The following is a 21,729-nucleotide window of genomic DNA, read 5'->3' as shown; positions in this document are numbered from 1 at the left end:
ATGGTTCTTTCCGGTGTCTTGTGCTGTGGTCTGTTGGGTACTGCCCCGCTGCAGGAGCTGGGTGGTGATGCGGCTATTGAGCCTGGTTCTGCTGTACGGCACCTGCGGCCGCCAGCTGGCCATCGAGGTTGAAGACCTCTTCCAGGACCTGGAACCCCTCGTCGGGCGCCTGGCCGGTGTTTTCAAAGAGCGTCGCCATTTCGGCCTGCCAGCGCGCATTGACGTCGGTCAGGGCCATACGGGCACGGACGGCGTCGAAGTCGTCGCATTCGACGTAACCCACCAGGAGGCCGTCGTCCGCCAGGAACAGGGAGTAGTTGTTCCAGCCCGCTTCTTTCAGGGCCAGAAGCATCTCCGGCCATACCGCGGCGTGGCGCCGCTTGTACTCGTCGATCAGCGCCGGCTGGATCGAGGACCGGAAGCACACCCTCATCTGGAACTCTCCTGAACTCGCGGATATTTGAATCGTTTCATTGGTACGATTCAAAGTACTCTTGAACCTGAGTAGGTGTCAAGCATTTCCGCCGGGCCCCAGCAATTGGTCCGCGGAAGTCAGGGCATCCGGACCAGTAGCTCGGAGAATCATGAACCGCACCGCCAGTATCAAGGACGTCGCCAACCACGCCAGCGTTGCCGTGGGCACCGTCTCCAACGTGCTGAATTACCCGGACAGGGTGTCCCAGCGCACCAAGGAACGCGTCCTGAAGGCCATCGACGAACTGGGGTTTGTCCGCAACGACGCGGCCCGCCAGCTCCGCGCCGGCCACAGCCGCACGGTGGGGCTGATTGTCCTTGACGTGGGAAACCCGTTCTTCACGTCGGTGGTCCGGGCGGCTGAGGATGCCGCCAGCGTCCACGGCAGCGCGGTGCTGCTGGGCGACAGCGGGCACGACGCCGGCCGCGAGGCCAACTACATCGATCTTTTCCAGGAGCAGCGGGTCCAGGGCCTCCTGATTTCCCCCGTTGGCGACGTCACCGAGCGGCTGGACCTCCTCCGCGAGCGCGGCGTGCCCACGGTCCTGGTGGACCGTCTCGCGGACGAGTCCCGGTTCAGTTCTGTTTCCGTTGATGACGATGCCGGCGGGTACCTCGCCGCGCGGCACCTGCTGGAGACCGGCCGCCGCCGGCTCGCGTTCGTTGGCGGCCCCACCTCCATCCGGCAGGTATCGGACCGCCTGCAGGGAGCGCAGCGCGCAATCAAGGAAGAGCCGGACGCCACGCTGGAGGTGCTGGCCTCGGAGGGCATGACCGTCCTGGCGGGCCGCAGCGTAGGCAACATGCTGGTGGAACGCGGCAGGGAGGAACTGCCGGACGGCATCTTCTGCGCCAACGACCTCCTGGCCCTCGGCGTCATGCAGTCCCTCACCATGACCCATACCTTCCGCATCCCGGAGGACGTAGCGCTGATCGGCTACGACGACATCGACTTTGCGGTCTCGGCGGTGGTTCCGCTGTCCTCCATCCGGCAGCCCACCGAGGCGCTGGGCCGCACCGCCATCGAGCTCCTCACCGGGGAAGTGGAGTCGCAGAACGCCACGCACCGCGCGGTGGTGTTCACTCCGGAACTCGTGGTCCGGCAGAGCACCGGCAAGGTGTAGGACGCCTCAGCGCAGCCTCTCCACCACCAGGTTCCGGTAGGAGGCCCGCAGCGGGGCCATCTGCCGGAACCCGATGCGGCCGCCGCCGAGGACCTTGCCCGAGGAGTCTGTCCACTCGAACAGGGTCAGCCCGTTGATGGCAAAGGACACCCGAGGGCCGTCCTTCACCACTTCCAGGCGGTAGAAATCCACCGCGTCTTCCGCGGGTGGGAGCGGGTCAGCACCCTGGGCCACCAGTTCGAACCCTGCGCTCTTGCGGAGGTTGCACGTCCGGAAGGCCCGTTCTGATTCGTACTTGTGCCGGAAATACGAGACGTGCAGGGCATCGATGTCCCCGGAATGGTACTGCGGATAGAACCCGGTCCGCGGGGCCAGGCCCGGGCTGAAGAGGTCCAGCCCGCCGTGACCGGTAGCGGCGAAAAACAGCATGGCGAGGCCCGGTTCCTCGAGCGGCCGGAACTCCCAGCTGATGCGGATCCCGTCCGGAAACTCCTCCGGGCACCAGAACGTCCAGTGCGCGTGGTCGCCGAATTCGGCGTCGTCCAGGGCCCCGGACAGCTCCAGCGCCCCGGAGTGGCTGCCAAGGTTCAGCGGCCCTTCGGCCACCCAGCCCGCGACGTCCGCAGGTCCACCCAGCGCATTGCTGTAAAGCACCCCGGTGCTCCGTATGGCGGTGCCCACTCAGGCGCGCCCCGCCGTCGTACCCGCAAAAGCCGGGGCGATCCCCAGTTCAGCAAGCCCGGCTGCCACCTGCTCCGCAACCAGTGCGGCGCCTTCCTGGGAGAAATGCGTGTTGTCCACCAACCCGTCGGGCCAGTACGACAGCTCCCCCGGCGCGAAATGGCAGAACAGCGGCACGGACTCCTCGCGGCCCAGGCGGACATAAAGCTCCCGCGTCCAGGCGTTGAGGTCAATCACCGGGACGCCGAGTTCCAGCCCCAGTTCGCGCACCACCTCGGGGTAGTCCTCCAGGCTTTCCTCCAGCACGTCGCCCATGGCTGCGGACGACGACGGCGCATCCCTGAAGTGCCGCCGTTCCACGGAGGTGCACAGCACCGGAGCCGCGCCCAGGGCATGCACCTCCCCCACCATGGTGCGCAGGTTGGCCGCGTACCCGGTGCGGGCTGCGAGGTGCTGCTTCTTCTGGTCGTTGTGGCCGAACTGGATGAGGACCAGGTCGCCCTCGCCGGCCTCTGCCAGCAGCGCCGCCCACAGCCCTTCGTCGCGGAAGGACTCGGTGCTGGCCCCGCCCTTGGCGAAGTTGTGGACCGCCGCCTGCCGGTAGACGTGCTGGGCCAGCCGCGCGCCCCACCCGCTCATGGGGTACTCGTGAGTGGGGCAGTTGGCGACGGTGGAATCACCGGCGAGCAGGATCTTCATGGTCTTCTTTCTCTAGTTGTTCCGTTGCTCCATCACTTTTGGTCCCTAAAACCCGGTTTTAGGGACCAAAAGTGATAGGGCAACCGGGTGGGTCAGCCCTTGACGGAGCCGATGAGCATGCCCTTGGCGAAGTGCTTCTGCAGGAAGGGGTAGAAAATCAGGATGGGCAGGGTGGCCACCACGATCACGGCGAACTTGATGCCCTGTTCCGGCGGGATGTAGTTCGGGTCCACGTTGCCGGTTCCCAGCAGGTCCGAGGCCGCAGTGACCTGGCGCAGGTACATCTGCAGGGTCCACTTGGAGTTGTCACTGAGGTAGAGCAGGGGCGACATGAAGTCGTTCCAGATTCCCACGGCGTAGAACAGGGCGAACGTGGCCAGGACGGGCTTCGACAGCGGCAGCAGGATCCGCCAGAGGATGCCGATCTCCGTGGCGCCGTCCATCTTGGCGGACTCCTCCAGCTCGGCGGGGAGTTCCTGGAAGAAGTTCTTGATGATGATCAGGCTGAACGGATTGATGGCCGCCGGCAGGATCAGGGCCCAGTAGGAGTTAAGCAGGCCCAGGTCCTTGACCAGGAGGAAGGTGGGAATCATGCCGCCGGAGAACACCATGGCGAACACCACCAGTGACAGGATGAGCTTGCGGCCCCGGAGGGTCTTCTTGGCCAGCGGGTAGGCCATGGTCACCGTGAAGGCCAGCTGGACCACCGTGCCGACGGCGGTGACCAGGACGGTGGTGATGAGCGCCCTGGTGAAGGCCGGCGTCGAGAAGATGTACTCGTAGGAGCCCAGGCTGAACTGCTCGGGCCAGACGAAAAACGCCCGCCGCGTTATCTCCGCTTCGGTGGCGAATGAGCCGGCGAAAACGTACACGAACGGCAGCAGCGTGACGATGCCCACCAGGGACAGGAAGAGGTAGTTGGCGGCGTCGAACACCCGGCCGCCGGTGGTGTTATGGATCTTCATTAGAACAGTCCGCTCTGGTTGAACCGCTTGGCCAGCCAGTTGGTGCCGAAGATCAGCACCAGGCCCACCAGGGATTTGAACAGGCCCACCGCGGTGGAGTAGGAGTAGGCGCCCTGGGTGATGCCCACGAAGTACACGTAGGTGTCAAAGACATCCGCGACGTCCCGGTTCAGGGCGTTGGTCATCAGGTAGATCTGTTCGAAGCCGGTGTTGAGCATCTGCCCGATCGCCAGGATCAGCATCACGATGATGGTGGACCGGATCCCGGGAAGTGTGATGTGCCAGACCCGCCGGAACCGTCCGGCGCCGTCGATGATCGCGGCTTCGTACTGGTCCTGGTCCACGGTGGCGAGGGCGGCGAGGAAAATGATGGTTCCCCAGCCGGTGTTCTTCCAGATCTCCTGCAGCACGATCAGCGGCCGGAACCAGGCGGGATCGGACAGGAAGTCGATGTTGGTGCCCAGCACGTTGTTCAGGAACTGGAACATCGGGCCGATGTCCAGGGCGAACAGCAAAAAGCTCAGCGATGCCACGATGGTCCAGGACAGGAAGTGCGGGATGTACACCAGGGTCTGGACGGTGCGTTTGAGGATGGAGAGGCGGACCTCGTTCAGCAGCAGGGCCAGCACAATGGTCAGCGGGAACGCGATGCCCAGGTTCAGGAACGCCAGGATCAGCGTGTTGCCCAGCAGGCGCGGGAAGTCCGGGTTGGAGAAGAAGTCCTCGAAGTGCTGGGTCCCCACCCACCGGCTGCCGTTGACGCCGAGGAACGGGACGTAGTCCTTGAAGGCGATGGAGACGCCATACATGGGGCCGTACCGGAATATCGCGAAGTACAGCACGCCCGGCAACAGCAGCAGGTACAACCACTTGTAGTGCGCAAAATGGACGGAGAACTTGGCGTTCTTCCGTTCCCGGGCGGGCGGCCGGCTGGCCGCCCGCCCCGAGGCCTCAGCCTCGACGACGGGGGCTGCCATTTACTTGTTGTCCTGCCAGAGCTTGTTGATTTCTTCCTTGACCTTGTTGCCGCCGCTGGTGTCCCAGAGCTTGATGGCGTCCTTCAGGCCCTGCTCATCGAGCTGTCCGGCGAGGTACTTGATCCGGGCGTCGGCCACGATGTTGTCCAGCTGTGCGCCCTTGGCCACGTAGGTGGCGGAGACGTACGGGGCGGCGGGGTTATAGACGGCGCTCTTGAGGTCCTCGGCCATGACTTCGGTGCGCTTGTCGAAGACCTGCTGCTCGTAGTCACTGGCCTGCTTGACGGGGTAGAAGTTGTTGCCGGCCACGTTCATGCCCAGCTGCGCGTAGCTCTTGATGTCCGTGCTGACGGCCTTGCCCTCCGGGGTTTCGGGCTTGATGGTGGCGGCCTTGCCGTCCTCCACAGTGAAGTTGACGCCCTCGATGCCATTGTTCAGGAGGGTGGCCACCTCCTTGCCGTTCAGGGTGTTCAGGACTTCGAGGACCTTGTCCAGTTCGGCCTCGGTGCGGACGCTGGCCTTGGGGACGGCCAGGAAGCCGGAGTAGCCGTCAGTGGGGTGGGCGTGGAGTTCGCCGTCGGGGCCTTCGAGGTTGCCCACAAAGCCCACCTTGTTCTGGAAGTTGTTGGGATCGGCCTGCTTGAAGAGGTTGACCAGGACGCTGACGCGGGAATCGACGTCGACGATGATGCCGCCCTTGCCGTTGAAGAACGGCTCGTTCCACTTGGTGCCGTCGAACGTGGCGAAGTCCGGGTTGATCAGCTTCTCGTCCACCATCTTCTTCACGAACCGGTTTGCCTCAAGGAATTCGTCGGTCTCGAAGCTGGGAATCAGCTTTCCGTCCTTCTCGGTCCACCGGTTGCCGGCGCCGTACCATTCCTCAATCAGGTCGTAGGGGCTGTTGGTGCCCAGGGCGCCCCACTTGGGGATGGTGATGCCCCACGTATCGTTCTGGCCGTTGCCGTCCGGGTCCTGCTCGGTGAACGCCTTGGCCACCTTGTAGAGGTCCTCGGTGGTCTTGGGCGCCTGGAGTCCCAGCTTGTCCAGCCAGTCCTGGCGGAACATCACCGCAGCACGCATGGGCGCACGGCCGCGGTAGACGCCGTAGACCTTGCCGTTGATGCTGGCGTTCTCCTGGATGTCGGGGAACGTGGTCTTGAGGTTCGGGTACTTGTCGAGCTTGTCCGTCAGGTCCCAGAAGGCACCCGCCTCGGCGTTCTTGACGAAACCGGGGGTCTTGCCCTGGATCACCATGATTTGCGGGATATCGGAGCCTGCCAGCGTGATGTTGGTCTTGTCCTCGTACGAGGAGTTGGGCGTCCAGTTGATGTTGATGTCCTTGCCGGTGAGTTCTTCCAGCTTCTTCTGGACGGCGCCGTCCGCGCTGGGCGGCTGGGCTTCAAGGAACGGGGCCATGATGGACACACTGGTGAGGTCCGCGGCGGGTTCATTGCCGCCGCCGCTGCAGGCGGTGAGGGATATGGCGGAGATGGTGACGACGGCGGCCGCCAGGGTGAGTTTCCTACGGATCATGGCTTTTCCTCTTCCACTTCTTCGGGGTTTCGTTGGTCATTCAGACCAGGTTGATACGTTTCATTTCTTGGGCAGGCAGGCAAGACGGGGTAGGCGCCGGGCCGCGGGGCTGGGCTTGTCAACGGACCGGCGCTCCGGCGGACCCCACCGAAGCGGGAGCCGCGCGGCGCAGGCGCGGGTAGTCAGCCGGTCAAGCGGTGGAGACGGCGGCCGGCACAGGCCCAGCGCCGGCAGTGATCGGTTCACCGTCGGCGGCAACCGACTCGTCATTTGCGGTGAAGAACCGGTCGCAGAGCCAGCCCGTGGTGTAGAGCCACGCACCGGCGCTAAAGAACGGAATCAACCCGGGCACTGTGGTGCTGGCGTACACCACTGCCGCCGAGACAAACAGGAGAATGACCGTCCCCGCGAGGTGCCGCATGGCAAAGCGGGACGAGAGCATCAGGTACTGCCCCAGGGGCAGTTCGTAGCGGGCATACATGGGGAACACGTAACACGCCGCCCCCGCCAGGAAGATGGCCGCCACAAAGATCCCCGCCGCCATCAGCTGCGGGAAGAGGTCCCGCCCGCCGGAGAAGAAGTTCCAGTTCATGGCCAGCGCCACTGCAACTGCCAGCAGCGGCAGGGCAAGGATGTTGGCGCGGCCGAAGTTCCGGAAATACTCCCCGGCGAACCCCCGCAGCAGTGGCGCCGCTTCTCCCCGGGCGCGCTTGCGCACCAGGATCTGCGCGGCAGCAGTGGCGGGCCCAACCCCGGCCACGCCGAGTCCGAGCAGGGTGAAAACCAGCCACAGCACGTTGAGGCATGCGATCCACAGAAGGGTGTCAAAGAACGAATAGGCCCGAGCGGCAAAGGTTCCGGACAGCATGGCACTTCCTTCCGTTTCTCCATCGTTGCAGAGGCGAAGGCGCAAGTGGTCCGCGTCACGCCGGTAATCGGTTTCTCGAAAATCTAGACCCAACCCGAGTACTTGGTCAAGCCATTTTTTGAATCGTTACATAGCTGGACTCGTTCGCTTGCCATGGCGCACACTGAATGGTGGAAAGCGCTTGCTGCAACGCACTGGCGCGTCTTTAAGCGTGCCCTCGAGGGCAGAATGGAGAACCATGGGAATGCCCCCTGTCACCCACCTTCCCGACGTTTCCGCTGTTCATGATTCCTCCGGAGAGGCAGCCCAACCGGCAGGTGGCCGGTCCAACCCGCAGGGCTCCGGCCCGGCGGCTAGGATCGCGCTGGTAGGCGTGCACGGCTTCGGCACCCACCACCTCCGGAACCTCGGGCGCCTGCAGGCAACCGGCGCCGTCGAACTGGTGGCCGTCGCAGACCCGCAGCCTCCGGCACCCGGAGCCGTGCCGGCGTCGGCCGCTGTGTACCCGGGGCTGGATGACCTGCTGGCCGCAACGGCCAACCTGGACCTCGTCATTGTGGCAACCCCCATCCAGACGCACGCTCCCCTGGCTCTGGCCGCCCTGGCCACGGACGCCGAGCTTTACCTGGAAAAGCCGCCCGTCGCCTCGCTGTCGGACTTCAACAGGCTGTGCGACGCGGCGGCAGAGTCCGGGCACGGCGTCCAGATCGGTTTCCAGAGCCTGGGCTCGCATGCGCTGACAGCCATCGCGGAACTCTTGGCCGCCGGCACCATCGGAAACCTGGAAGGCATCTCCGCCACCGGCCGTTGGGTCCGTGACCGGGCCTATTACAAGCGGTCCCGCTGGGCAGGCAAGCGCAGCATCAACGGCGTTGACGTGGTGGACGGCGTGGCCACCAATCCGCTCGCGCACGCTGTGGCAACTGCGCTGCGGATCGCCGGCGCCCGCACCGTTGCGGATGTCGCGTCCGTGGAAACGGAGCTGTACCGGGCCAATGACATCGAGTCGGACGACACCTCCGTGATCCGCATCCGCACCGCGGCCGGACTGCCCATCACCTGCGCCCTGACCATCTGCGCCACCGAATCCGTTGAACCGTACGTGACCCTCCACGGCTCTGCCGGACGCGCCGTGTTCCACTACACCGAGGACCGGCTGGTGGTGGAAACAGCCTCCGGCAAGACCGAGCAAACCTACGGCCGGGATGACCTCACCGAGGACCTGCTTGAACACCGCAACGCGGGCACTCCGCTGCTGAGTTCCCTCCTGGACAGCGGGGCGTTCATGCTGGTGCTCGAGGCAGTCCGCACCGCGCCGCTGCCCACGCTGATCGATCCCGCCCATGTGCAGTGGGAGGGTGAGGGCGAATCCGCCCACGCCGTGGTGGCCGGCATCGAGGAGGCGCTCGAGCGCGCCGGGCGCGAGCATGCAACGTTCAGCGAGCTGGGGCTCCCCTGGGCCGCTTCCGCACCCGTCTCCTTCCCGGTTCCGTCCGCCTGATGGCCCCGTCAGGCGGCACAGCCCCGGCGACAGCCGCAACGCAGGAAGCCGCCGGGGCGCTGCTCGCCACCGGCCTCCTGACGGATGGCCTGGCCGAATGCCTCACGGCGTCCGGCCTGCCCACCTTCAGCTGGCAGCTGGACCAGAGGGAAGGCACCGACCCATCCCGGGCCAGCCAGACGGCGTACGAAGTCTCCGTGCAGGAGGCCAAGGGCCGCCACGTGTGGGGCTCCGGCGACGTTCCCTCAGCTTCGCCGCGCGGGACCTATGGCGGGCCAGTGCTCGACGACGACGCGGACTATGCCTGGCGGGTGCGCCTTCGCGATGCGGCCGGCAACCCGGGCACCTGGTCCGCCTGGCGCACCTTCGGCATCGGGCTTTCGGACTCCGCGTGGGAGGCGGACTGGATCCGGCGCGCCCCGGGCGGCCGTGCCCCGCTGGAGGTCCTGGACAACGCCCTCCGGGTCGCGGGATCGCCCGGGCTGCCCCTGCCGTGCCCTCCGGTCCGTAGTTTCCGGCTTGAGGCGCGGGTGCGGCCCGTGATGGGCTGGGCGGGCATGGTCCTCCGCAGCAGCGGTCCGGGAACGGGGCTGCTGCTGGAACTCAACACGGCAGGCGAGCTGATGCTGCGGCAGGTGCCGCAGTGGGACATTCCCGCCGCTTCGGCCCCGGACACCTCCGTCCTGGCCAGGGCACGCGCAGACCGTACCCACACCGTCCGGCAGGAACGCCTCCCGGGCAAGGACCTGGTTCCGGGGACCTGGCAGGACCTCACCGTCACCGATGATGGGCATACCATCCGCGTGTCCCTCGACGGCGAAGAACTGCTGGCGTTCGAGGACCCCCTCCCGGCAGGGACGTCCGGCCGGCTCGCCCTCCACCAAGGTCCGCGCAGCCAGGCCGAATATGCATCGCTCCGGGTTTCCGGGGCAGGCTCCGACGCCGGCACCCCCGCCGTCCTGCTGGACCACCGGTTCGATGCCGGCGAAGGCCACGCACGCGCTGCCCTGGCGCACTGGCCCCGGACCACCGCGCACCGCCAGCCGGACGAATGGACCCTGTTCCGCACCTCGGTCCGGCTTAGCGGCACCGTCCGGCGGGCACGGCTCTACGCCGCCGCCCAGCACCATGCCCAGTTATCCCTCGGCGGCACGCCCTGCCTCACCACCACCTCCTTTGGCTACCCCGGTGAGGGCTACTACGATGCCGCGGACGTGACCGAACTGCTGGCATCCCAGCCGTCCGGCCCGGACAGCACTGACGGCGCTGACGGGCAGGAGGGTGCGGACGTTCCACTGGCGGCCCTGCTGCACTGGTACGGCCCGGGACAGGGACGCGCTGCCGGGCTTCCCGGCCTCCTGGTCAGGCTCAGCGTGGACTACGAGGACGGCCGCCGCGACGTGTTCGGTTCGGGTCCGGGCTGGCGCGCCGCCGAAGGCCCGTACCGCCAGTCCGGCTACCGGAACGACGAAGGCGACCCCGTTGAACACCTGGACGGGCTGGCTGCCGCCGCACTGGCCGCCGCGCCCCTGCAGGACCTGCCGCCCGCCGTCGGCTGCGGCAGCCACCCCACCCGGGAAGTCCCCCGGCTGCATCCCCGCCGGACCTCCATGGCGGAGGAATTCGTTGCCCCGCGCGCGTTCCTGGCGGCCGATGACGGCACGCTGGTGGCGGACTTCGGCCGGGTGCTTCCCGGCCGCCCGGAGGTGGATTTCCTCGACGGCGTTGCCGGCCGCACGGTGATGATCCGGGCCGGCTACATGCTTCGGGACGACGGCCGCGTGGACACCGGCAAGACGCCCACCCAGAACACCGACATGTCCTTCCCGTACACGCAGGCCGCCGGGCCGCAGCAGTACTGGGCCACCGTGCACCTTGGCTTCCGCTACCTGGAGCTTCCCGGCGTGGACGCCGCGGACGTGTCCCGGATCGGCGCCGTCGTGGTTCACGGCAGGCACCCCGGCGAAGGCAGCTTCAGCAGCTCTGACCCCATGCTGGACGCCGTGTTCTGCCTCCTGCGTGACTCTGCGCTGCATGGCGTGCAGGAGCAATTTGTGGACACCCCCACCCGGGAAAAGGGCCAGTTCCTGGCGGACGCCGTGAACATCTCCTACGCCACCATGTCGCTTTTCGGCGAGCACGCCTACACGGCGCAGGCGCTGCGGGAGTTTGGCTGGTCGGCGGGCAGGTACTGGACCGGGGGTGCGGACAAGGGCCGCTACAACGCTGTCTACCCCAACGGTGACGGCAAACGGGACATCCCGGACTTTTCCCTGATGCTGCCCGAGTGGGCCGAGGAATACCACCACCGCACCGGCGACCTCGTCCTGGTCCGTGAGCTGCTGCCGCACCTGTGCGATACGGCCGACTATGCGCTGCGGTACATTCCGGCGGAAGGCCCGACGGCGGGACTGGTCACCAGGCTGGGAGGCGGCTCCGGCCCGTACCTGCACGGCATCGTGGACTGGCCGGCGCCGGGGCGCTTCGGTTACGACATGGAGTGCGCCGCGAAAACCACGGTCAACGTCCAGGCGTACTCCGCACTGTTGTCCACCGCCCGGCTCTGCGGCTTTGCGGGCGAGCACGAAACCGCCACCCGCTACGCCGAGGCTGCCCGCACGCTGGCGGCGGCCATCCGTAACCGGCTGCGGGTGGACGGCGTGATGGTGGACGGGCTCCACGGCGACGGCTCCCCCAGCGCCCACGCCTCCCAGCACGCGGCGTCGTTCCCGCTGTCCCTTGGCATTACGGACGCCGGGTGTGCAGAGGCCGACGCCCGGCGGATTGCGGACATGGGGATGCGGCAGGGACCGCTGACGGTCCACCGCCTGGTCCGCGCGCTGCTGGCACAGGGCATGGCAGACGCGGTCCTGGACCTTCTGACCTCACGCGACCAGCCCGGCTGGGCGCAGCTCCTGGAACGGGGCGCCACCTTCACTTGGGAGGCCTGGGACCTGGAGCCAGGCACCGACTACAGCCAGTCCCATGCCTGGTCCGCCTCGGTGGCCAAGGAAATCCTGGAGCACCTGCTGGGCATCCGCTTCCGGTCCCCCGGTGGCGGGGAACTGCTCATCGAACCGCCGCTGTGCCGGCTGGAGCACGCTCGCGGCAGTGTCCCCGTGGCCAACGGCTACGCTGAGGGCAGCTGGCGGCGCAGGGACGGCCTGGTGGAGTTGGAATGCACCGTCCCCGCCGGCGTCACAGCGGTTGTCCGTTTGCCCGCCGGCACTTACGGAATTAAGGGACCGACGCCGGATGCCGCCGTCGTGCGTTCCGTGCCCGACGGCGCGGACACCGCCGCGACGCGCGAGTTCCGCGTGCACACCGGCACGTGGAGCTTCACCCCCGACGGTTAGAGGATGGCGCTCTTCGCTTCTTCCAGGGCCTTCTTCGCGGCTTCCTGCGGGGACAACCTGTTGAAGTGGACTTCCAGGGAGTACCGCGTCAGGGCTTCCACCGCGGCACTGCCTCCGGCCGGCGGAACCGGAACGGCGCCGCCCAGTTCGCCGGAGATCTCGTCGATGAACTTCGCCGTCTTGGCATCGGCGGGGGTCAGCTTGGAAACCACTGCCGCACGGATATCCGAGTTTGCGGGGATGCCGCGGTCTGCCAGCCCGATCTCGCCGGCCTTGGCGTTGTTGGTCACGAAGTCGATGAACTTCTGGGCCTCGGCGGGGTGCTTGGTCCGTGAGCTGGCGGACCAGAACATTGACGACTTATAGAACTGCTGCGCATCGGCGGCCTTGCCGTCCACGCTCGGCGGCCGGCGGATCTCCAGGTCCTGCCCGGAAGCCTTGCTCAGGGCGCCCAGCTGGTTGGACCAGTACATGTTCATGGCGAACTTGCCGGTGGACAGCCCCTGCTGGTCGATCGAGGCGGTGGCGTCCTCGGTGATGACCGATGCCGGCGGGACAGCCTTGGAGTCCCGCATCTTCGCCTGGTATTCGTACCATTCGGCCAGGTCCGATTCCTCGAATCCGAGTTTGCCGTCGTTGGTGAACAGTGATTTGCCGTGCTGCCGGAACCACAGGTTGGCAGCAGCGTCGGAGTTGACCTGGCCGGTGCCGTACACCTTCCCGCCACTGGCCTGGGTGATGGCGGCGGCCGTGCTGTCCAGCTGATCCCAGGTCCAGGTCTTGTCATCGGGAAGGGACACACCGCTGGCCGCTACCAGGGCGGGGTTCGCCATCACCACCATGGCGTTGACGCCACTGGTGACGGCGTACTGCTTGCCCTCCACCTTGCCGGAATCAGCCACCGGCTGGTCGAACTTGGAAAGGTCGACGTCCTTCAGCTCCAGCAAGGCGCCGCGCCCGGCGTACTCGCCGAGGTACGCGGCGTCCATCTGGATAATGTCCGGGGCGTCCTGGGACGCCACCTGGGTGGCCAGCTTGTCCCAGTAGCCGCTCCAGTCGCCGTACTCCCCCTGCACCTTGATGTTGGGGTTCTCGGCTTCAAAGGCCTCGATGAGCTTCTCGGTCATCTTGTGCCGGGTGTCCGAGCCCCACCAGCTGAAGCGCAACGTCACCGGGCCGTCCGAAGCCTGCGGCGAACCTCCACAGCCCGTCAGCGCCAGCGCGAGGACGGCCGCTGCCGCAGCAGCTTTGGGCAGCAGGGACTTTCGGGCGCGAAACATCATCGTTTGTCCTTTGGCGTCGGGATGCTGGTACCAGATAGAAACCGGTTTCCCACAGCGTAGGTGTGATTCAGCACACGCGTCAAGGACTGCTCAGGACTCCGTCAGCCCGGCATCCCGCACCCTCGCCGACCTGCCGTGCCGCCACAGCAGGAAGCCAATGGCGGCTGCGGACAGGATGCCCAAACCGCCCGTGACCACCAGTCCGGTACGGACACCGAACTGTTCGGTCAGCCAGCCGGCCAGCAGGCCGCCGAGGGCGTGTCCGCCCAGCAGCAGCGGCAAGTACAGGGCCATCACGCGACCGCGGATGGCAGGGCCGGCTTCGAGCTGGACGGCCGTGGCGGCGCTCGTCAGGAACAGGAGCGTCATGAGTCCCACCACCACCAGCATGGCGATGAACAGCGGAAGCGTGGGCATAAGGGCTGCCACCAGTTGGGACAATCCGAACAGGCCGGCGGCAACCACAATCCCGCGGCGGCCCATGTTCCGGAGCCTGGCCGCCAGCAGCGCACCGGCAAGCGCGCCCACGGCACTTACGGTGTTGAAGAGGCCGAAGCCTTCAACTCCGTTGTGCCACACCCGCTCGGCAAAGGCCGCGAGAACCACCGGACCGTTCATGCCGAAGGCACCCAGGAGGCCCGCCAGCAGGATGAGGAGTAACAGCCGGGGCCGCTCCCGCACATACGCGAAGCCTGCCAGCAGCTGTCCGCGGCCCCGGGCAGCTGGAATACCGGGAAACAGCTCAGCCGTTCGGATGGCTGCGATCAGGCCAAGGACCAGCACGCCAATGGCGGCGTTCGCGGCGAAGGCCGCGGCCGGGCCGGCCTGCGCGATCAGCACCCCGCTGAGGGCTGGCCCGGCCATGGCGCCAAGCTGGCTGAGGGCGTTGTTGAGGCCGATGGCTGGACGCAGGGCGGCGTCACCCACCACTTCATTGACGAACACCTGGCGGGCGGGCCCGTCGATGGCTGAGGTAATGCCCAGGGCGACGCAGCTCGCGTACACGGCCCAGACGGTGATGGTCCCGCTGGCCACCCACGCGGCCAGCCCCAGGGCAAGGACCACGATCACGGACTGGCACACCATCATGATCCGGCGCTTGGGGAACAGGTCCACCACCAGCCCGGACAGCGGCCCGACGATCAGCATGGGGAGGAATTGAAGGGCGACGGCGACGCCTACGGCCGCGGGACTGCCGGTCAGCTGCAGGACCATCCAGTCCTGGGCGAGGCGCTGCATCCAGACACCTACGCTGCCCGCTACCTGCATGCCCAGGAAGAGCCTGTAATTGTGCCGGGTCAGCGGCTGGTACCACCGCGGTTGGCTCTCGTGGGAAAGATGGACGGACTGCTCGGATTTCGGGCGGTCGGAAGGCACGTCTGACTCAACTCGGTTGTGGGGCGGAAGGTGTGGAGGTGCGGTTGAGCCGGTGGCGGATCAGGTGTGGCGGGCCGAGCGGATCTTGACGGCCGCCGAGGCAAGGATCAGGGTGCCCGGCACCACCACGAAGAGGGCCACGAGCATCCAAACGAACACCGTGGCGCCGAACAGTGCGGCAGCGAGCAGGGCCGAACCGGACCAGTCCCTCAGGGAGATGGCTTTGCCTGTTTCGAGCGCTGCGTGCCAGGCGTCCTTCGGCCCGGCATGCAATGTGGCGGCGTCGGACCAGGCCGCGGCGGTACGCAGCAGCAGGATGGCTCCGCAGGCCGCCAGGACCAGGGTGGCAGGAAGGACCACTTCGCGGCCGGGCAGCTGGCCTACCCAGGCCAGCAGCAGGTTCAGGAGGATGACGACGGCGGCTCCTGCCGTCAGCGCGCCCAGTTTCCAGCTCCCGGGCAGCGCAGCTTTGAAGGTCCCCCACAGGCCGCGGACGGAATCGTCGCGGCCGTCGAGGTGCCGTTCCAGGTGGGCGATCCCCGCCGCGTAGGCGGCGGGGATGGTCACCAGGGGCAGGGACAGCACCAGCACCAGCACCCCGGCCAGGAGGGTTTCGGAGAACAGGGCGAACCGGTTCACCGGAATGGGCTGGTGGTTCGATGCGGGTGTGGTGCGGTCCATGATGCTCATTTCCGTCGTGCTCCTTTTCCGTCAGCCCTTGAGGCCCTGGGTGGAGACGCCCTCAACAATGTAGCGCTGGAAGATCAGGAAGAAGATCAGCACCGGCAGCAGGGCCAGGACCGACATGGCGATCATGGCGCCGTAGTCCGAGGACTGGGTCTGGTCCTGGAAGAGCCGCAGCGCCAGCGGGAGCGGGTACTTTTCCGGGGTGTTGAGGTAGAGCAGCGGGCCCAGGAAGTCGTTCCAGCTCCAGATAAAGGAGAAGATCGAGGTGGAGATCAGGGCCGGCTTCATCAGTGGCAGCATGATGGAGCTGAAGATCCGCACGTGCCCGGCGCCGTCGATCCGTGCCGCTTCGTCAAGTTCCGCGGGCAGGCCCCGCATGAACTGGACCATGAGGAAGACGAAGAACGCGTCGGCGGCGAGGAACTTGCCGATGAGCAGCGGAATGTAGGTATCCACCAGGCCCAGCTGCTGGAAGATGATGTACTGCGGGATGATCACCACGTGGAAGGGCAGCAACAGGGTGGCGATCATCATGCCGAAGAACACGCTCCGGCCGGGGAACTTGATCCGGGCGAAGGCGTAGGCCGAGACGGACGCGGAGAGGATGGTTCCCACCACCGCGCCGAGGGCCAGGATCAGCGAGTTGGTGAAGAACTGCATCGTGGAGACCCCGCCGATGCCGTCCAGGGCCGTGACGAAGTTGTCGAAGCTGAAGTTCTCTGACCACAGCGAGGTGTTTCCGCCGCCGATCTCGGAGTTCGGCTTGAATGCCGAGGCGATCATCCACAGGCCCGGGTACAGCACGATGCCGGTGAGGATAAGCGCGGCGATGTGGAAGGCGGTGCTCTTGGCCCGCTTGGCGCCGACTGACTCGGATTTCGGGTTGTACGCCGGGGTGCCGGCCTCCGGGGCGGACTGGGTGGGCGTTGCCATGGTTGTCATTTCGAATCACCGCTGTAGTGGACCCAGGACTTGGACGTTTTGAAGAAGATCAGGGTAATGATGCCCACCACGATCACCAGGAGCCAGGCCATCGCCGAGGCGTAGCCCATCCGGAAATCGCTGAAGCCGCGCAGGTACAGGTAGAGGGTGTAGAAGAGGGTGGAACCGGCAGGGCCGCCTTCACCGTTGGAGATGATGAATGCCGACGCGAAGATCTGGAACGCGTGGATGGTTTCCATCAGCAGGTTGAAGAAGATCACCGGGGAGAGCATGGGCCAGGTGATGTTGAAGAACTTCCGTACCGGCCCGGCACCGTCCATGGACGCTGCTTCGTAGAGTTCGTTCGGGATCTGCTTGAGCCCGGCCAGGAAGATGACCATCGGCGCGCCGAACTGCCACACCGTGAGCAGGATGAACATCGGCATGGTCATGGTGGGGTTGCCCACCCAGCCGCCGAGGTTGATCCCGAAGAAGGACAGGCCCTGGTCCACCGGACCCGAATCGCCGAACATGGCCTTCCACACGATCGCGATCGATACCGAGGCACCGATCAGCGAGGGGGCGTAGAACGCGGAGCGGTAGAAGCCCTGGCCGCGGCGCTTGCTGTTGAGCAGCATCGCCACCGCCAGCGCTGCGGCGAGCTTGAGCGGGGTGCCGAAGACCACGTAGCCCACGGTCACGCCCACGGACTGCAGGAACCGTTCGTCCTGGAACAGCGTGATGTAGTTGTCCAGCCCGATCCACTTGGGCGGCTCGAACAGGTTGTAGTTGGTGAAGGACAGGTAGAGCGAGGAAATCATTGGCCCAACGGTGAGGGCGATGAATCCCAGCAGCCAGGGCAGCAGGAAAGTGTAGCCGGCGCGGGCATCCACCCCGCCCCGCTTCGACTTGCGAAGCGGGGCAGGACCGGATTGCGTCGAACGCCTGCTCAGGGTTGGGCTTTGAGTCACGAGTTCAGTCCGTCAGTTGTGAAGCCTGTATCAGGCGTTCTGCTTGATAAGGTCTTCGGCTTCCTTGAACCAGGCGTCCGTGGCACCGTTGATGTCCAGCTTGCCGTAGTTCAGGTCCGAGGCGATGCGCTTGAAGGAGGTCTCCAGCGTGCCGAAGCCGACGATCGGCGGCTCCGGGGCGTCCTTGAGGTACTGGGAGATGGATGTTTCGTAGTCGACGACGATCTTGTCCGTACCTTCGAAGGTGGTGCCGTCGCGCTGGGTCTTCGATGCGGGCACGCCACGGGAGGTCTTGAAGATCTGGCCTACCTCGGGGTCGTTGACCATGAAGTCGATGAAGCGGGCTGCGGCGTCCTTGAACTTGGTCTTGGCGCTGGCCACCATCAGCATGGACGGCTTCAGGAACAGGCCGAGGTTGTCGGCGTCGTCGGAGGGGACCGGCACGAGCTTGAGTTCCTTCGCGCCGCTGTCGCCGAGGTAGCCGGCCATGAAGTTGTCCCAGGTGACTTCGGTTGCGGTGACATTCGAGCCGAACGGCGACTTCGGGGCCAGCTGGGTGACGCGCTCTTCGGAGACGATCGCCGGGGTGCCGCGCAGATCAGCGGTGAGGTTCCACCACTTCTTCAGGTCGTCCTTGCTGAAGCCGAGCTTGCCCTCGGAGGTGAAGGCTTCGATGTTGTTCTGCCGCAGCCAGACGTTGAACATCCACCAGACGCCCGTGTAGTCGGTGCCGCCGAAGAGGGCGCCGTTGCTCTTGCTGCCCACCTCGGTGAGGAAGGTGTTGAATTCCTTGTAGGTCCAGCTGCCGTCCGGTTCGGCGATGCCCAGGGAGGCCAGCTTGGCGGGGTCGTAGTAGACGGCGAAGGCATTGGTGCTGGTGGGGATGCCGTAGGTCTTGCCCTTGATCTGGCCTGAAGGCAGCAGGGACTTTTCGAAGGCGTCGGTGTTGATCTTGACCGTGCCCAGGTCCAGCAGCTGGTTGCGCTGGCCGTAGTCGCGCAGGTAGGACAGGTCCCACTGCATGACGTCGGGCAGGCCGCCGCCGGCAGCTTCGGTGGCACGCTTCTGCCAGTAGCCGGCAAAGTCGGTGAAGTTGCCGTTGACCTTGATGTCCGGGTTCTTCGATTCAAACAACGCAATGGCCTTGCGGGTGCGCTCGGCGCGGTCGTCGTTGCCCCACCAGGTGTAGTTGATGGTGACGGGGTTGTCCGCCGAACCGGTCTGTCCTGAGGTGCTGGATCCGGTTCCGCAGGCCGCCAGTACGCCGGCAGATGCGGTGCCGACGGCTACGGTTGTAAGGAAATGCCTTCTGTTGATCACGGGAGCCTCCTTGCTCAATGTGTGCAATCCCTGATCTCATCTACAACGTAAGTAGTGAGCTGGCTTACACGGCTTCTGAAACGATACAATATCCGCATTCCCGGAATTGGGCAAGCGTTTTCCAATCCACGGGTTTCCCCGCCCCTTTCCACCGCTTCGGCAGACATAGGAGTCCCATGGCAACGCAGGAAATTAACGGTCCGGCAGGTGTTTGGAGCAACGTCGAAGGCCTTGGATTCGGGGGCGACTACAACCCCGAGCAGTGGCCTGTGAGCGTCCGGATGGAGGACCTTGAGCTGATGCAGGAAGCCGGGGTGAACTTCCTCAGCGTCGGCATCTTCTCCTGGGCCCTCCTTGAACCTGTTGAGGGCCAGTACGATTTCGGCTGGCTTGATGAGGTGCTGGACAACCTGTCCGGCATCGGCGTCAAGGTTGCCCTGGCCACCGCAACCGCCGCTCCCCCGGCGTGGCTGGTCCGCAAGCATCCGGAAATCCTGCCCGTCACGGCTGACGGAACCGTGCTGGGACCGGGCTCACGGCGGCACTACACGCCGTCGTCGGCCGCCTACCGGCGCTACGCCACGGGCATCACGCGGGTCCTCGCCGAACGGTACAAGGACCATCCGGCGCTGGCGCTCTGGCACGTGGACAACGAGCTGGGTTGCCACATTTCCGAGTTCTACGGCGAAGAGGACGCAGCCGCTTTCCGCGGCTGGCTGGAACGGCGCTACGGCACCATCGGCGCGCTCAACGCGTCCTGGGGCACCGCATTCTGGAGCCAGAACTACGCCTCATTCGAAGAAATCCTGCCGCCCTCGGTTGCCCCCAGCACACTGAACCCGGGGCAGCAACTGGACTTCCAGCGCTTCAATTCCTGGGCGCTGATGGATTACTACCGCGAACTCGTGGCCGTACTCCGCGAGGTGACCCCGGACGTTCCCTGCACCACCAACCTCATGGCCTCCAGCGCCACGAAGTCCATGGACTACTTCGACTGGGCCAAGGACCTGGACGTCATCGCCAACGACCACTACCTCGTGGCCGCCGACCCCGAACGGCACATCGAAGTCGCGTTCAGCGCGGACCTGACCCGGGGCATTGCGGGCGGTGACCCGTGGATCCTGATGGAACATTCGACGTCGGCCGTCAACTGGCAGCCCCGCAACCAGCCGAAGATGCCCGGCGAAATGCTCCGGAACTCCCTGGCACACGTGGGCCGCGGCGCAGACGCCGTGATGTTCTTCCAGTGGCGGCAGAGCTTCGCGGGCTCCGAAAAGTTCCACTCTGCCATGGTGCCGCACGGGGGCCGGGACACTCGGGTATGGCGCGAGGTAGTGGACCTGGGGGCGGCGCTGAAGCTGCTCGAACCGGTCCGCGGTTCCCGGGTGGAGTCCCGGGTGGCCATCGTCTTCGATTACGAGGCGTGGTGGGCCAGCGAGATCGATTCCAAGCCGAGCATCGACGTAAAGTACCTGGACCTGCTGCGGGCGTTCCACCGTTCGCTGTTCTTAAAGGGCGTCTCCGTGGACATGGTCCACCCGTCGGCGCCGCTTGAGGGCTACGACCTGGTGCTCGTCTGCACGCTCTACGCCGTGTCCGACGCCGACGCCGCCAACATCGCCGCGGCCGCCTCCGCCGGCGCCACGGTCCTGGTCAGCTACTTCAGCGGGATCGCGGACCCGCAGGACCACATTCGGCTGGGCGGGTATCCGGGCGCATTCCGGGACCTCCTAGGCGTGCGGGTGGAAGAGTTCCACCCGCTCCTGGCCGGATCGCAGCTGAAGCTCGACGACGGCACCGTTGCCTCGATATGGAGCGAGCACGTGCACCTCGCGGGGGCGGACGCGGTGCAGAGCTTCACGGAGTACCCGCTGGAGGGCGTCCCGGCTGTGACCCGACGGCCTGTGGACAGCGGTGCCGCCTGGTACCTGGCCACCTTCCCGGACCGCGACGGCATCGATGCACTGGTGGGCCGGCTGCTCGCCGAGTCGGGCGTCTCCCCCGCGGCTGCCGCCGATGCCGGCGTCGAGCTTGTCCGTCGGCGCTCGGCCGAGGGCCAGGGTTTCCTGTTCGCCATCAACCACACCCGCTCCGCCGCGGCCGTCTCGGCCACCGGCACCGATCTCCTGACCGGCGAGCCCTTTGGCGGTTCCGTTCCGGCGGGCAGTATTGCGGTGATCAGGGAGGGCTAGGCACCTTCGCTTTATTCATACGTACGACGGCGGCACCTCCTTGGGCGCCGCCGTTTTGCTTTCGAATGGGTCAGGGAAACAGGTTTGGACCAGCCGACTCTTGGCAGCGTCCACTTCCCGTCGTACCGTGGCGGCATGTCGATCTTGCTGGATGCGGTGGCGGCCGTCATCGAAGCCCTCGTTGAAGCCGCCGCCGAGCTTCTCTGGCCGGGCGAAGAAGAACAGCAGCAGGACGACGACGCCCCGGACACCTAGCCGTTCCTGTCCTGGGTTGGAGCAACTTCTGGACGGCGCGTTGCCTCTACTTCGGGCTGCACAGTCTGCTTCCGGGGTTGTCCACATAGGGCTTTTGGGGCGGCGGGAATGTCAGTGGGTGCTGGAAGACTTTGGTCATGGAGACGGTTGGCGGAGCGGTAGTGGAGCTGGGGCAGGCAGTTGCCGTTGCGCGGCCTGCTGTCAGCCCGGTCGGCGGGCGCGACCTGACTGGGGGTGGCACTGCTCGCAAATGCGTTCAACGCCCCGGTCCTCGGCCGACCACGCCGCTGGCCCTGCCTCTCGCGGAATCTCTTCCCGCTCCGCCCCAGCCGCCAGCTGAGCAGCCCTCAGGCGTCGGGGTTCGTTCTCCTTCCGGCTCCTCGGGCGCTGGGGTTCTGGGTGTTGTTGATGCCTTGCGAATATTGGCTGATCTTCCAGCTGCTGCCAGTGGTTCGGGGATGATTGATCAGCTTCGGCTGTTGGAGGATGTGAAGGCTGTGGCGGCGGCGAGGCAGGCCGAGATCGCTGTTGCTTTTGACCTGGTC

General features: G+C 66.1%; 18 protein-coding genes. 4 read left to right on the top strand and 14 right to left on the bottom strand.

What is annotated here, in order from left to right:
• Window positions 1-73: 73 nt before the first annotated feature.
• A complete protein-coding gene (locus tag UC32_RS00085) occupies window positions 74-433 on the bottom strand; it encodes an L-rhamnose mutarotase (protein WP_045729286.1) in 360 nt (119 codons plus the stop codon).
• Between the two features lie 151 nt (window positions 434-584).
• Between UC32_RS00085 and UC32_RS00080 the strand changes: the two genes are divergently transcribed.
• Window positions 585-1,598 (top strand): LacI family DNA-binding transcriptional regulator, encoded by a 1,014-nt coding sequence (locus tag UC32_RS00080; RefSeq protein WP_045729285.1) that lies wholly within the window; start codon window positions 585-587, stop codon window positions 1,596-1,598.
• A 6-nt stretch (window positions 1,599-1,604) separates the two neighbouring features.
• Here the strand turns inward: UC32_RS00080 and UC32_RS00075 are convergent, their stop codons facing one another.
• The 6 genes from UC32_RS00075 to UC32_RS00050 all read right to left on the bottom strand — a co-directional run bounded on the left by UC32_RS00075 (window position 1,605) and on the right by UC32_RS00050 (window position 7,321).
• Window positions 1,605-2,252: a DUF1961 family protein gene (locus UC32_RS00075; RefSeq protein WP_235423540.1), complete on the bottom strand. Its 648-nt coding sequence runs from the start codon at window positions 2,250-2,252 to the stop codon at window positions 1,605-1,607.
• 27 nt (window positions 2,253-2,279) lie between these two features.
• Window positions 2,280-2,978: a rhamnogalacturonan acetylesterase gene (locus UC32_RS00070; protein WP_045729283.1), complete on the bottom strand. Its 699-nt coding sequence runs from the start codon at window positions 2,976-2,978 to the stop codon at window positions 2,280-2,282.
• 92 nt (window positions 2,979-3,070) lie between these two features.
• The gene (locus UC32_RS00065; protein WP_045729282.1) at window positions 3,071-3,943 is read right to left on the bottom strand and encodes a carbohydrate ABC transporter permease; all 873 of its coding nucleotides are present in this window, start codon (window positions 3,941-3,943) and stop codon (window positions 3,071-3,073) included.
• On the bottom strand, window positions 3,943-4,920 hold the full coding sequence (locus tag UC32_RS00060; RefSeq protein WP_045729281.1) for an ABC transporter permease: 978 nt from the start codon (window positions 4,918-4,920) through the stop codon (window positions 3,943-3,945). Before UC32_RS00060 ends, UC32_RS00065 begins: the two co-directional genes overlap by 1 nt.
• Complete coding sequence (locus tag UC32_RS00055; RefSeq protein ID WP_045729280.1) at window positions 4,921-6,453, bottom strand: extracellular solute-binding protein; 1,533 nt, start codon at window positions 6,451-6,453, stop codon at window positions 4,921-4,923.
• A gap of 190 nt (window positions 6,454-6,643) precedes the next feature.
• Complete coding sequence (locus UC32_RS00050) at window positions 6,644-7,321, bottom strand: YesL family protein (RefSeq protein ID WP_045729279.1); 678 nt, start codon at window positions 7,319-7,321, stop codon at window positions 6,644-6,646.
• A gap of 238 nt (window positions 7,322-7,559) precedes the next feature.
• Between UC32_RS00050 and UC32_RS21090 the strand changes: the two genes are divergently transcribed.
• Together UC32_RS21090 and UC32_RS00040 are read left to right on the top strand one after the other, a co-directional pair.
• Window positions 7,560-8,822 (top strand): Gfo/Idh/MocA family protein, encoded by a 1,263-nt coding sequence (locus UC32_RS21090; RefSeq protein WP_045729278.1) that lies wholly within the window; start codon window positions 7,560-7,562, stop codon window positions 8,820-8,822.
• Window positions 8,822-12,178 (top strand): family 78 glycoside hydrolase catalytic domain, encoded by a 3,357-nt coding sequence (locus UC32_RS00040; protein ID WP_045729277.1) that lies wholly within the window; start codon window positions 8,822-8,824, stop codon window positions 12,176-12,178. Before UC32_RS21090 ends, UC32_RS00040 begins: the two co-directional genes overlap by 1 nt.
• Here the strand turns inward: UC32_RS00040 and UC32_RS00035 are convergent.
• The 6 genes from UC32_RS00035 to UC32_RS00010 all read right to left on the bottom strand — a co-directional run bounded on the left by UC32_RS00035 (window position 12,175) and on the right by UC32_RS00010 (window position 18,737).
• A complete protein-coding gene (locus UC32_RS00035) occupies window positions 12,175-13,461 on the bottom strand; it encodes an ABC transporter substrate-binding protein (protein ID WP_052690477.1) in 1,287 nt (428 codons plus the stop codon). The two genes, UC32_RS00040 and UC32_RS00035, sit on opposite strands and share 4 nt — an antisense overlap.
• Before the next feature lie 90 nt (window positions 13,462-13,551).
• Window positions 13,552-14,838 (bottom strand): MFS transporter, encoded by a 1,287-nt coding sequence (locus UC32_RS00030; RefSeq protein WP_045729275.1) that lies wholly within the window; start codon window positions 14,836-14,838, stop codon window positions 13,552-13,554.
• Window positions 14,839-14,898: 60 nt separating this feature from the next.
• Window positions 14,899-15,528 (bottom strand): hypothetical protein, encoded by a 630-nt coding sequence (locus UC32_RS00025; RefSeq protein ID WP_045729274.1) that lies wholly within the window; start codon window positions 15,526-15,528, stop codon window positions 14,899-14,901.
• A 21-nt stretch (window positions 15,529-15,549) separates the two neighbouring features.
• Window positions 15,550-16,467: a carbohydrate ABC transporter permease gene (locus UC32_RS00020; protein WP_045729273.1), complete on the bottom strand. Its 918-nt coding sequence runs from the start codon at window positions 16,465-16,467 to the stop codon at window positions 15,550-15,552.
• Window positions 16,464-17,417, bottom strand: coding sequence for a carbohydrate ABC transporter permease (locus tag UC32_RS00015; protein WP_045729272.1), 954 nt, complete (start codon window positions 17,415-17,417; stop codon window positions 16,464-16,466). The genes UC32_RS00020 and UC32_RS00015 overlap by 4 nt, the downstream gene beginning before the upstream one ends.
• A gap of 30 nt (window positions 17,418-17,447) precedes the next feature.
• Complete coding sequence (locus tag UC32_RS00010; RefSeq protein WP_045729271.1) at window positions 17,448-18,737, bottom strand: ABC transporter substrate-binding protein; 1,290 nt, start codon at window positions 18,735-18,737, stop codon at window positions 17,448-17,450.
• 176 nt (window positions 18,738-18,913) lie between these two features.
• Here UC32_RS00010 and UC32_RS00005 point away from each other — a divergent pair, with 176 nt between their 5' ends.
• Window positions 18,914-20,929 (top strand): beta-galactosidase, encoded by a 2,016-nt coding sequence (locus UC32_RS00005; protein WP_045729270.1) that lies wholly within the window; start codon window positions 18,914-18,916, stop codon window positions 20,927-20,929.
• Between the two features lie 602 nt (window positions 20,930-21,531).
• Here UC32_RS00005 and UC32_RS20865 read toward each other — a convergent pair.
• Window positions 21,532-21,729 (bottom strand): hypothetical protein (locus UC32_RS20865; protein WP_235423539.1); only part of this gene is annotated, 198 nt, incomplete at its 5' end.

The sequence above is a fragment of the Pseudarthrobacter chlorophenolicus genome (assembly GCF_000962805.1).
Lineage (GTDB): Bacteria > Actinomycetota > Actinomycetes > Actinomycetales > Micrococcaceae > Arthrobacter > Arthrobacter chlorophenolicus_A.
This window is presented reverse-complemented; position numbering and strand designations above follow the sequence as displayed.

What these genes read in the sequence shown, in the direction of transcription:
- UC32_RS00085 (WP_045729286.1), bottom strand. Translation starts at nt 433, where the DNA reads ATGAGGGTGTGCTTCCGGTCCTCGATCCAGCCGGCGCTGATCGACGAG.
- UC32_RS00080 (WP_045729285.1), top strand. Translation starts at nt 585, where the DNA reads ATGAACCGCACCGCCAGTATCAAGGACGTCGCCAACCACGCCAGCGTT.
- UC32_RS00070 (WP_045729283.1), bottom strand. Translation starts at nt 2,978, where the DNA reads ATGAAGATCCTGCTCGCCGGTGATTCCACCGTCGCCAACTGCCCCACT.
- UC32_RS00065 (WP_045729282.1), bottom strand. Translation starts at nt 3,943, where the DNA reads ATGAAGATCCATAACACCACCGGCGGCCGGGTGTTCGACGCCGCCAAC.
- UC32_RS00060 (WP_045729281.1), bottom strand. Translation starts at nt 4,920, where the DNA reads ATGGCAGCCCCCGTCGTCGAGGCTGAGGCCTCGGGGCGGGCGGCCAGC.
- UC32_RS00055 (WP_045729280.1), bottom strand. Translation starts at nt 6,453, where the DNA reads ATGATCCGTAGGAAACTCACCCTGGCGGCCGCCGTCGTCACCATCTCC.
- UC32_RS00050 (WP_045729279.1), bottom strand. Translation starts at nt 7,321, where the DNA reads ATGCTGTCCGGAACCTTTGCCGCTCGGGCCTATTCGTTCTTTGACACC.
- UC32_RS21090 (WP_045729278.1), top strand. Translation starts at nt 7,560, where the DNA reads ATGGGAATGCCCCCTGTCACCCACCTTCCCGACGTTTCCGCTGTTCAT.
- UC32_RS00040 (WP_045729277.1), top strand. Translation starts at nt 8,822, where the DNA reads ATGGCCCCGTCAGGCGGCACAGCCCCGGCGACAGCCGCAACGCAGGAA.
- UC32_RS00035 (WP_052690477.1), bottom strand. Translation starts at nt 13,461, where the DNA reads ATGATGTTTCGCGCCCGAAAGTCCCTGCTGCCCAAAGCTGCTGCGGCA.
- UC32_RS00025 (WP_045729274.1), bottom strand. Translation starts at nt 15,528, where the DNA reads ATGAGCATCATGGACCGCACCACACCCGCATCGAACCACCAGCCCATT.
- UC32_RS00020 (WP_045729273.1), bottom strand. Translation starts at nt 16,467, where the DNA reads ATGACAACCATGGCAACGCCCACCCAGTCCGCCCCGGAGGCCGGCACC.
- UC32_RS00005 (WP_045729270.1), top strand. Translation starts at nt 18,914, where the DNA reads ATGGCAACGCAGGAAATTAACGGTCCGGCAGGTGTTTGGAGCAACGTC.